This window comes from Gracilibacillus suaedae, assembly GCF_017599345.1.
Lineage (GTDB): Bacteria > Bacillota > Bacilli > Bacillales > Amphibacillaceae > Gracilibacillus > Gracilibacillus suaedae.
This window is the reverse complement of record NZ_JAGFVL010000001.1, coordinates 1-10784: the sequence shown is the minus strand read 5'-3', so window position 1 is coordinate 10784 and position 10784 is coordinate 1. Positions and strand designations below refer to the sequence as shown.

The 10784-nt window shown below is 37.4% G+C and carries 11 protein-coding genes; 5 read left to right on the top strand and 6 right to left on the bottom strand.

What is annotated here, in order from left to right; translation table 11 throughout:
- Positions 1 to 251 precede the first annotated feature (251 nt).
- From J5J03_RS00055 to J5J03_RS00035, 5 genes are all read right to left on the bottom strand, one after another.
- The gene (locus J5J03_RS00055; protein ID WP_208585506.1) at positions 252 to 1541 is read right to left on the bottom strand and encodes a glutamate-1-semialdehyde 2,1-aminomutase; all 1290 of its coding nucleotides are present in this window, start codon (positions 1539 to 1541) and stop codon (positions 252 to 254) included.
- A gap of 186 nt (positions 1542 to 1727) precedes the next feature.
- Entirely contained in the window at positions 1728 to 3635 is a 1908-nt protein-coding gene (locus J5J03_RS00050; protein ID WP_208585505.1) for an ABC transporter permease, read from the bottom strand.
- On the bottom strand, positions 3610 to 4386 hold the full coding sequence (locus J5J03_RS00045; RefSeq protein WP_208585504.1) for an ABC transporter ATP-binding protein: 777 nt from the start codon (positions 4384 to 4386) through the stop codon (positions 3610 to 3612). The genes J5J03_RS00050 and J5J03_RS00045 overlap by 26 nt, the downstream gene beginning before the upstream one ends.
- Before the next feature lie 119 nt (positions 4387 to 4505).
- Complete coding sequence (locus tag J5J03_RS00040; protein WP_208585503.1) at positions 4506 to 5510, bottom strand: sensor histidine kinase; 1005 nt, start codon at positions 5508 to 5510, stop codon at positions 4506 to 4508.
- A gap of 2 nt (positions 5511 to 5512) precedes the next feature.
- Positions 5513 to 6208 carry a response regulator transcription factor gene (locus tag J5J03_RS00035; protein ID WP_208585502.1) on the bottom strand — a complete coding sequence of 232 codons (696 nt, stop codon included), beginning with the start codon at positions 6206 to 6208 and terminating at the stop codon, positions 5513 to 5515.
- Between the two features lie 107 nt (positions 6209 to 6315).
- On the opposite strand from J5J03_RS00035, the gene J5J03_RS00030 reads away from it, so the two are divergent.
- The 4 genes from J5J03_RS00030 to perR all read left to right on the top strand — a co-directional run bounded on the left by J5J03_RS00030 (position 6316) and on the right by perR (position 8845).
- Positions 6316 to 6729, top strand: coding sequence for a potassium channel family protein (locus J5J03_RS00030; RefSeq protein ID WP_208585501.1), 414 nt, complete (start codon positions 6316 to 6318; stop codon positions 6727 to 6729).
- A 63-nt stretch (positions 6730 to 6792) separates the two neighbouring features.
- Positions 6793 to 7260 (top strand): thioredoxin-dependent thiol peroxidase, encoded by a 468-nt coding sequence (gene bcp / locus J5J03_RS00025; RefSeq protein WP_208585500.1) that lies wholly within the window; start codon positions 6793 to 6795, stop codon positions 7258 to 7260.
- Between the two features lie 399 nt (positions 7261 to 7659).
- The gene (locus J5J03_RS00020; RefSeq protein ID WP_208585499.1) at positions 7660 to 8217 is read left to right on the top strand and encodes a cob(I)yrinic acid a,c-diamide adenosyltransferase; all 558 of its coding nucleotides are present in this window, start codon (positions 7660 to 7662) and stop codon (positions 8215 to 8217) included.
- 178 nt (positions 8218 to 8395) lie between these two features.
- Positions 8396 to 8845, top strand: a complete 450-nt coding sequence (perR, locus tag J5J03_RS00015) for a peroxide-responsive transcriptional repressor PerR (protein WP_208585498.1) — start codon at positions 8396 to 8398, stop codon at positions 8843 to 8845.
- Positions 8846 to 8927: 82 nt separating this feature from the next.
- On the opposite strand, the gene J5J03_RS00010 is transcribed toward perR, so the two are convergent.
- Positions 8928 to 9287: a YgzB family protein gene (locus J5J03_RS00010; RefSeq protein ID WP_208585497.1), complete on the bottom strand. Its 360-nt coding sequence runs from the start codon at positions 9285 to 9287 to the stop codon at positions 8928 to 8930.
- Positions 9288 to 9504: 217 nt separating this feature from the next.
- On the opposite strand from J5J03_RS00010, the gene J5J03_RS00005 reads away from it, so the two are divergent.
- On the top strand, positions 9505 to 10377 hold the full coding sequence (locus J5J03_RS00005) for a nucleotidyltransferase-like protein (protein WP_208585496.1): 873 nt from the start codon (positions 9505 to 9507) through the stop codon (positions 10375 to 10377).
- Positions 10378 to 10784 lie beyond the last annotated feature (407 nt).

Genomic DNA, 10784 nt, shown 5'->3' with positions numbered 1-10784 from the left:
GTTAGCTGAAGACACGCCCCCTGGAAAGCGAAGTGGGCAAGCCGAAGCGGTTGTTACGACTATTAATCATGTCAAAATAACTACTTTGAACAGGAGCGGGTGGGTTTTCCCGGTTTTTCTTAGGTAGAATAGTGTAAGAAGTTAAAAAAGAAGCTAGTCTATTTTACTATCAACTTTCTCCATAATAAACCAAATGAAGGACAAGAAGATGCGAAATTCGCAAATTTTGTCCTTCACTTAAAATCAATACCTTAGGCCATCTCGCGAAATGCGCGATCAATACATTTAATTGTTTCCTGAATATCTTCTTCCGTATGAGCAATCGTTAAGAACCATGCTTCATATTTAGAAGGAGCGAGATTGATGCCTTGTTTCAACATTAATTTGAAGAATTGTCCAAATTTATCACCATCGGAAGCCTCCGCTTGAGCATAATTGGTTACCTTTTTTGAACCAAAGTACAGAGTTAGTGCCCCTTTTAAGCGGTTGACAGTTATATCAATGCTGTGTTTCTCAGCGGCATCAAGCATCCCTTTTTCTAACATCGCACCTAACCGATCAAGCTTGTCGTAGACACCATCTTCTTCTAGTACTTCTAAACAAGCAATTCCAGCTGACATGGATGCTGGATTCCCAGCCATTGTTCCTGCTTGGTAAGCTGGACCAAGTGGTGCCACCTGTTCCATGATTTCTGCTTTACCACCATATGCACCGATTGGCAGTCCGCCACCAATGATTTTCCCCATCGCTGTCATATCTGGTTCGACGCCGACGAGTTTTTGGGCTGATCCGTAAGTGAAACGAAATGCGGTAATTACTTCATCATAAATAACTAAAGCTCCAACGTCATGCGTGAGGTCATTGACTTGTTGTAAAAAGCCTTCTTCAGGCTCGACAATCCCGAAGTTGCCAACAATTGGTTCAACTAAGACTGCTGCTATCTCATCCCCCCAGTGATTAAGAGCTTCCTTAAATGCTTTAACATCATTAAAAGGTACGGTAATCACTTCCTGTGCAGTTGCTTTTGTGACACCAGCAGAGTCAGGGTTTCCTAATGTAGAAGGACCAGACCCCGCCTGGACTAATACGGTATCAAAATGGCCATGATAACATCCTGCAAACTTGATGATTTTTTCACGACCGGTGTAGGCGCGAGCCACACGAACGGTTGTCATCACTGCTTCTGTCCCAGAATTAACAAAACGAACTTTGTCTAACGATGGAATCGCAGCTTTTAGCTTTTGAGCAAAAATATTTTCTAGTTTCGTCGGTGTACCGTATAGCACACCATTTTCAGCAGCGCGTTTAATGGCTTCTGTAATATGTGGGTGAGCATGGCCAGTAATAATTGGTCCATAAGCTCCTAAATAATCAATATATTTATTGCCATCGACATCCCAAAAGTAGGCACCTTTGCCCTTCTCCATATAGACAGGTGTGCCACCGCCAACTCCTTTATAAGCACGGGATGGAGAATTGACGCCACCGACAATATGTTGTTGTGCTTCTTTATGTAAAGCTACTGATTGAGTAAATTGCATGAAAAAACCTCCATGATTATAATGCAACTATTATCACGGTGCTAAGCGTCAAGTAACATAAGGGTAAGTTTAGGGATAACAGACGCTAATACCCTGATAAGTTTCGCTAATGATCAGTGGGGTCTCCCCCCACAGATCATCGTCTCACTTTATTATAGCACTGTTAACCACAGAGGGAAAAACAGCTTACATCACTTGTTTAATTTTACGAATATACAATCCGCGAATGAAGAAAAAGTAAATGACATATACCAATAAATAACCACTAATCAGTGTGACACTTGGCAGTAATACAGATGATTCCAACATATTTTGTAATGCCTTAAAAGCAAACCCAGCATGAATTACCGCTAGGATAAAAGGTATGAAAAACAAATAGGCAACTTGTTTTGTCGCAATTTTTTTCATTTCACTTATAGTGAGTCCGATCCTGTACAATGCTTGATATTGTCTGATATCCTTATCTAGATCCTGATATATTTTAAAATAGAGAATCGACCCTGCTGCAAGGAAGAAAAGAACACTAATAAACATTCCGAAAAATAATGCATAGGATAATGTGTTCTTTAGCACTAGGTATGCACTCGCGTTATCCGATTCCTCTACAATGTCAGAATCAACCTGTTCTACATGTTCACTAATATATTCTGCATTCGCTACCCAATCATCAATGGTTAAGGCAACATAACGGTAACGCTCATTTGGTTCAGCAACAGATGCAAAATCATCATACAATTGATCACTGACAACAACGGTGTAACTGGTATGGAGGTTAGAATTCACAATAGATAAAGCATTTTCTGCTTGCACTGTTGCCTGATAATTTTCGGCTTGTAATGTTAATTCTCCAGCAATCGGATTGGAGAAGCTCATATCGTAAGAAAAAGCCAACACAATCGCCTCTTCATCTGTTAAATCCCGAGTTCCTTCTTCCTCGTTTAATGCTAACAAAGATTGATAATCTGAATAGGATAGCAGGTTAACCCATGTTTCGCTGTCATTGTTAGTTATCTCTGCTTGGGTAAAGTCAACGGCTAATGATTGATAATCAATATTTTCTTCCTCAAGTGCTGTCGTAAATGGTTTGATTTCCTCATCCATCTTTTCGATATTGTCTATCCCTTTACTGATGAAGGAGGTATCCTGCGGTATATTAACTGTTGCTTCAGTCTCGGCACTTTCGAACATACCGTACATGACTCCTGAAGCGGTAAATGCTACAGCACTTAATATGGTAACGAAAAACAATAGACGAGCATGATCTTTTAATTTATAGCCTAAATCCGAAACCGTTAGCAGGTTTGTCTTATTAAAATAAAGATGTTTATTTTTCTTAAGAAGATGAATAAATAACACCGAGAATTGTGTATATAACAGGTAAGTACCTGGAATAATCAATGCTAGGATAGGCATCATCCGGTATCCGATCGACAACATATCCGATGTCCATGCTAAATAATAAGCAGCGATAACGAGTGCAATTCCAATGGTAGCAAGTATCCAAGAAAATCTAGGTGTTCTTTTCGGCGCTTTTGCACCTTGGAATAAATGAACGATCGAATTAATCCTTAATGTCCATACAACCATTAATGAATTCAATTCAAACATAATAAAATAGCTGACAAATGTTAAGGCAAGTGCTTTCCATGAAATTTGAAAACCTAATGAATCCTCAAGACCAAGTAGGCTGGAAAAGCCCATAATAAATAGATTGGCAAACAGCATACCAACTAGTATCCCTGTAATAATGGACACTAATCCAATAATCGTATTTTCTAAAATTAACAGACGGTTTAGCTGGCTTTTACTAATACCAAGTGTCATTAAAATACCGTATTCCTTCTTGCGAGATTTAATGAAAGCACCTGTAGAATATAGTACAAACAAAAAAGAAAAGCCAAAAATGATAACTTCAGCAGCTGTAATACCACTTTGGACAGTATCTTGAAAATCATAATTAGCGATCTCCGGGTGAAACATAATCACTGCATATATAAAGAATACAGCCACCGAAAACATACAGCTAAAGAAATAACTGAGATATTGGCGGGAGTTACGTTTAACATTATTAAATGCGAACTGTTTGAAGGTCATCGGTATCTCCCCCTAGCATGGACTGTACATTTAAGATCTCTTGGAAAAAAGATTGCCGATTGTCACCTTTATGGAGTTCATTGAATATTTTGCCGTCTTTAATGAACAGAATTCGTTCACAGAAGCTAGCAGCGAAAGGATCGTGTGTCACCATTAATGTTGTTGCCTCTTTTTGGCTGTTTAATTGTGATAGAGCGTCCATCACTTGTCTAGAAGCTTTTGAATCTAAGTTACCTGTAGGTTCGTCTGCGAAAATAATCGCCGGTTCATGAATAATTGCCCGGGCAATAGCGGCACGTTGCATTTGTCCACCTGATACTTCAAAGCTTCGATTACGCAAAATCGTATCAATCCCAAGTTGATTAGCGATTTGCGCTAATTTATTCTCCATATCTTTTACTTTCCAACCATCTAATGTCAATGGAAGCATAATATTTTCAGCAATCGTTAAGGTATCCAATAGATTGAAATCCTGAAAAATAAAGCCCATTTCTCGTCTTCTGAATTTAGCAAGCTTGCCTTTTGAGAGACGGGTGATCTCTTTATCGTTGATCGTAAGTGTTCCAGCGGATAATCGGTCAATCGTTGACAGAATATTGAGCAGTGTTGTTTTACCACTGCCCGATGGTCCCATTACTCCAACAAATTCTCCTTTTTCAACCGAAAGCGAAATATTATCGATTGCTTTATGTTCAATGCCACGTTTACTGCCATATACTTTTGAAATATTCGTTGCCTCTAATAGACTCATGATTTGTTCATCCTTTCAGGGAATCATTACTATATCTCTAATTATAAACAGGTTACCTTCGATCACCTATTGATTATTCTTTCAAAATAAAAAAGAAATCTTACATTTTTGTAAGACTTCTATTTGGAAGGATCAAACCGGATCGTAAATGTTGTTCCCTTTGTTACTTCTGAATTTACTGTTAGTTGATGCTCTAACGAATCACATATTTGTTTAGCAAGAAATAATCCCATTCCAGTTGATTCACGATAATGTCGACCATTTTCTCCTGTGAAAAAAGGGTCAAAAATACGCTTTAAGTCTTGCTTCGGTATACCAATCCCATGATCGGTGATCTCTAATTCGACTGCACCTTCCCATACAGTTGCTTGATAGAAGATATTGCTGTTAGTATTACTGGCATATTTAATCGCGTTACCTGTAATTTGCTCGAGTACAAAGCCAAGCCATTTTTGATCCGAATAGATATGTAATGATGGATCGATCTCTACTTTGGGATAAACACGATTACGGATAAAGCTTGATTTATATTCTTGGATGATGGCATGGACTAAATCTTTTAAGCGAATTTTTTCAACATGAAAATCACGTTCAAATTGCTGTAAGCGAGATTGGTATAAGGCGAGTTGCAATCCTTGTTTGATGCGGTCCAGTTCTTCATCCATATCTTGTTTGAATTGTACCGGCAGATTATGTTCTTCTTTTTCCAATGTTAAGCGCATTACAGATAACGGAGTTTTCATTTGATGGATCCATTGTTGCATAAAAATATTCTCTTGTTTTTTCTCAGTATGTAGTTGTTCTACTTGCTTTTTATAACTGTTATATTGTTTCTCATAATGTTCTCTTAACCGAGTAGTGAGATGATCGGGAGTATTCGGGAGCCAGGCAGACTCTGTCGCATCATCGGTCGTATAGCGATACATTTCACGATATTTAGTATAGCGATAGATATGATATACAATCAGAAAAAAAGTAACAATAATAAACATATAGAACACATCGCCTTCACTAATTCCGGATTCAGTAAAAGAACTAGCAAGCTGTGCGACAATGATCACGATCATAATTTGAGAATAAAAGAAAATAATCGAACCTATTTGATCTTTTACATAATGTTTCATGCTCAACGCTCCCAGACTTGTTCTAATTTATAGCCTGCACCACGAATAGTTTTCAACGCGCCTTCTATTCCTAAATCAGCGAGTTTCTTTCTTAATCTCGTTATATTGACGCTTAGTGTATTATCATCAACAAAGTCTTGATCATCCCATAATCGTTCTAATAAAAATTCCCGCGATACAATTTTTTCTGTTTGTGTCATCAGTGCTTGGGCTAATAAATATTCCTTTTTCGTTAACAAACATTGTTGATTTTGAAACGATAAGATAAAAGTGGATGCATCCAGCTGTAATCCGTTTACATCAATTAAGTTTGCGTTTTTATCAGCACGATATTCACCGTATACACGGCGCATCAAACTTTTGATTTTCGCCAGCACGACTTCGAGTTGAAATGGCTTGGTTATGTAATCATCTGCACCATTTTCAATTGCCATGACTTGATCCATGCCACTGTCACGCGCCGAGATAAAAATAATCGGACAATTACTAATGGCACGGATTTTGCGGCACCAGTAAAAGCCGTCAAACCTTGGTAAATTAATATCTAATAACACAAGGTGTGGCTGGTAGTCTTGGAATTCTTCTTGGATTTGATCAAAATCGTTAACGGAAGCTATTTCATAATCATATTTTTGCAAGAAATCTGCCAATATATCACGAATTTTTGGATCATCTTCGACAATATAAATACGCCTCATTCGTCATCACTCCTACTTCTTCATCGTATACTAAAAATAGGGAAATATAAAGTGAGAGTTTCATCAGGATGTTAGTGTCCGTGATTTACAGGTGAGGGAGGGGAGTTATGGTTGCAATTATTTCGATTCTATTAATTGTCTTCTTATTAATAGGAAGTTTAAATGCATTTATTTTTGGAAAAGCACATCAGCGCAGTTATTTTTCCTATGAAATTTTTTATACACTACTTGCAGTTTATTTCACTGTCCTCACCTCATTTGCTTGTTTATATTTCGTATTATCCTTTCAAGGTGTCTTATTACTGGATGATGGCAAATTGACAAGATTACCGCCATTTGAAACATTAGCACATTCTTTTTATTTTAGCGGTGTCACCTTAATGACTGTCGGATATGGCGATATAACACCTGTTGGCTGGGGCAGGTTGTTGGCACTAATCGAATCATTAATTGGCTACATTTTACCACCGGCTTTTTTTCTGAAAATATGGCAAGGTAAAGGGGACCGTGATGTATATTAGTTGAGACTTCCGCCAATTTCAGATACGCTTAAGATAACAATGATAGATGGAGGGATTTCAATCATGACAGTTGAAGTAGGACAAGCTGTACAAGATTTCGAATTAACGAATAATAAAGGGGAAAAAGTAAAACTCTCCGATTATAAAGGCAAGAATGTCGTGCTTTATTTCTATCCGAAAGATGACACACCAGGCTGTACGACAGAAGCGTGTGATTTCCGTGATAATTATGAAAGCTTTCAGGATTTAGATGCCGTTATTCTTGGTATAAGCCCAGATTCAGAAGAAAGCCATAAGAAATTCATCGATAAGCATGATCTACCGTTTGAATTATTAGTCGATCAAGATAAGGAAGTAGCAGAGCAATTTGGTGTATGGCAATTAAAGAATAAATTCGGCAAAGAATATATGGGAATTGTCCGTTCTACCTTTATTATCGACAAGGAAGGCGTCTTGCAGAAAGAATTCCGTAATGTTCAAGTAAAAGGACACGTCGAAAAAGCATTAAACTACATTCGCGAAGAATTATAAGACCGAAAAAGTGTAAGCATGAATAGTGCTTGCACTTTTTTGGTCTTGTAAGGAAAGTATTAAAATTGGTATCACAACATTTTTATAGTTTTCAATAATCCAAGTATTTAGCTCTAACATATGTTGTAGAGTACTATTTAACGGAGGCCGCCCACTTCCACTCCTGTGGGAATTGTTTGACCTGAAGATCCACTTTTTCGAGTGGGTTTAGCTCGAAAAAGTTAGCTGAAGGACAAACCCCACGGAACGGGAAGTGGGCAGCCGAAGTGGAGGTTACGTGAGTGATATATTTCAAAATGGTCACTAAAATAATCGCAGGTTCACTTAGCATTTAATGATAAGCATTGAGCAGATTTTGCTCAGTTTTACTTAACCAATACTATAAAAGGAGGGAATATCATGCGTATTTATACTAGGTCAGGCGATCAAGGAGAAACATCGCTAATATACGGAAAACGCGTACCAAAAAATGATACAAGAGTAGAGGCATATGGCACATGTGATGAAGTCAATGCCGTAATCGGACAAGCAATCAGTTTTATCAAGCAGGAAGATTTTCAGGCAAAAGCTACATTAATCGAAGAACTTCATTATATTCAAACGCTTCTGTTCCATGTCGGTTCCGAACTGGCAACACCACAAGAAAAAGAAGTGACATGGAAACTAGAGCAACGTCACATTGATGCTTTAGAACAACAGATCGACAAATGGCAGGCGGAACTTCCGGAATTACGCACTTTTATTTTGCCATCTGGACATCTCGCAGCAAGCTCTCTCCACCATGCAAGAACGGTAGCAAGAAGAGCAGAGCGAATGGCTGTCGGACTACAGGATCAATTACAGGAGTCACTGGCGATCAAATATTTAAACCGTTTATCCGATTATTTGTTTGTTGCGGCGAGAACAGTGAACCATCAGTTAAACGTCGAAGAAAAACATTTAAAAGCGGATATCTAATAAAGGACTAGCATAAAATTATTGGTAACTCGTATACTTATATTGACAGACCGAGTGGATAGAGAGTACACTAATTATAAGAATTATAAAGTAATAATTGTGTTAATAGTGGTACTATTGTAAAATAGTACTAATAAGCACACTTGGATATTACAATTTGTAGGAGAAAGTGAGGTGCATGGCGGTGTCTGAACATATGCTGCAGGAAGCGGTAGATAAATTAAAATCTTCAGGCGTTCGAATTACACCACAGCGTCATGCGGTGTTGGAATTTTTGTTGAATGCTGAAACTCACCCTACTGCTGATGATATTTATAAAGCGTTGGAAGGAAAATTCCCAAATATGAGTGTTGCAACTGTCTATAACAATTTACGTGTATTTCGCGAAATCGGTCTTGTTCGTGAATTGACATATGGAGATTCATCAAGTCGTTTTGATTGTAACACATCTAAGCATTATCATATTATATGTGAAACTTGCGGAAAGATTGTCGACTTTCACTATCCAAGTCTTGATGAAGTCGAGTCATTAGCAGAACAAATTACTGGGTTTGATGTAAGCCATCACCGAATGGAAGTATACGGTGTTTGTCAGGAATGTAAAAAAGAGAAAAACCAAATCGTATAAGGAGAAACACACGACGCAAAATTTTTGCTCGTGTGTTTCTTATCCATGATTATCTGTGAAGTAAAAAAACGTCGCTATGTATTTAGCGGCGTTTTTTCTTTGAATTATAGCTTTCATCAAATTCTTTTCCTTCTAGGTCCTTATCCAACGTGAGCGGCTGTTTACAATGCATACAAGCATCGACACGCCCGAGCATTTTGGTCGGTTTCTCACAGCTTGGACATATAATAGGTACGGCTCGGGTGGAGAGCATGCCGATCCAGAAATAAACGACTGAACTGAAGATAATCGCGATAGTCCCTAAAATCATAAAGATGAGCATTAGCCATCCGATATTTTTAAAGAGTAAACCAACATACATAATAATGAATCCGATAAAAACTAAAGACAATGCGAAGGTTCTGATTTTATTTATTTTACTTTTATATGTTATATCCGACATAGAACTTCCCCCAAAACAATAGTGTATATCGATTGTAGTATAGCATATTTGTGATGAAAATGCTTGCGGTCCAAGTGCTGATGTCAAATAATACCTGTTTGCAAGCCCGGCTTATTGGGTAAAAAGTAACAAATCAAAAAAGTTGCGATCATTGAAAGGGATTAGCTAATTTTTATCGAATTATTAATTTATGAAAGGATTAGAGGGGGAGAATCAATTGGAGGATATTTTACGTCCTATTTATCAAGAAAGAGCTAGTAACCGTAACACAATGGGCATACTGATTATGGAGAAAAAGAAAAAAATCAGCCCAGAGACAGATAATTTTGATTCGATTTTGCTAGTAGTTGTAAAAGGATTAGAAGAGAAATGGCTCGTAAAACATTATGAGTTTGGAGAGAAATCAGCAGCATTACATGTTATTGACCGCGATTTATTAGAAGAATGGATTGAGAAGAGTATCTATAGAAGAGCGGTAGAATGGATTATTAACGGAAGAATCATCTATGACCGTAACGAATATTTGGCAAATTTAAATGAAACATTACGGGTATTTCCGTGTGATAACAGAAAATTACGCTTAACAATTGAATTTTCCAAGCTAACAAGAAGCTATATAGAATCGCGAGATCTATTCGAATCTGGCAATTACTTGGATGCATATAGCAGACTGTTGCGTTCCCTACATTATTTAGGGAGAATCACCATTTTGGATAAAGGCTACCATCCAGAAGTAATGGTATGGAATCAAATAAAACGGATTGATCCGGAAGTATATAAGTTATATGAAGAATTAGTTCGAAGTACAGAAGAAATGAACAAAAGAGTAGAACTGATGCTTTTAGCAATGGATTTTGCGATTAAACAACGAGCAGAAGCATGTGCAGCCCATTTGTTAGAGGTGATGGGAACACGTGATACACCTTGGGGATTCGGTGAGTTAAAAACACATCCGGATGTAACTCCCTATATGTATGATTTAGTAAGTGTAGTGGAGTATTTAGTTTCGAAGGATATAATCGAAGTAGTATTAGAAGAAACAAAAAGTACAACAATACGTCATCGTAAATACCAAGTCATGAAGAAGTAGAAGCTGATATGCTTCTGCTTTTTTCTACATTATAATGGACTCCCTTTTTTATTCACACTTTAGAACGGAGGGCATATACTGTTGATGTTGATGCCGAAGAAGGGCTATGATCCTGGAGAAGAATTAAAAAATAAAAAATGCTGAAAAGTTGTTGACACTTTATTGAATAGCGTGTTATATTATTAATCGTCGCTGAAACGGCGCAACAAAAAATATCATCTTTCAATAACAACCAAAAAAGAATTTGAAAAAGTTGTTGACATCAATCAGGTGAGATGATATGATATAAAAGCTGTCGCAAAAACGGCAATCACATTGATCTTTGAAAACTGAACAAAACAACCAGTATGATTATAAACATGAAACAAGCTAGCTTATAGAAGCGAGCGCAAGTCAACTTTTATTGA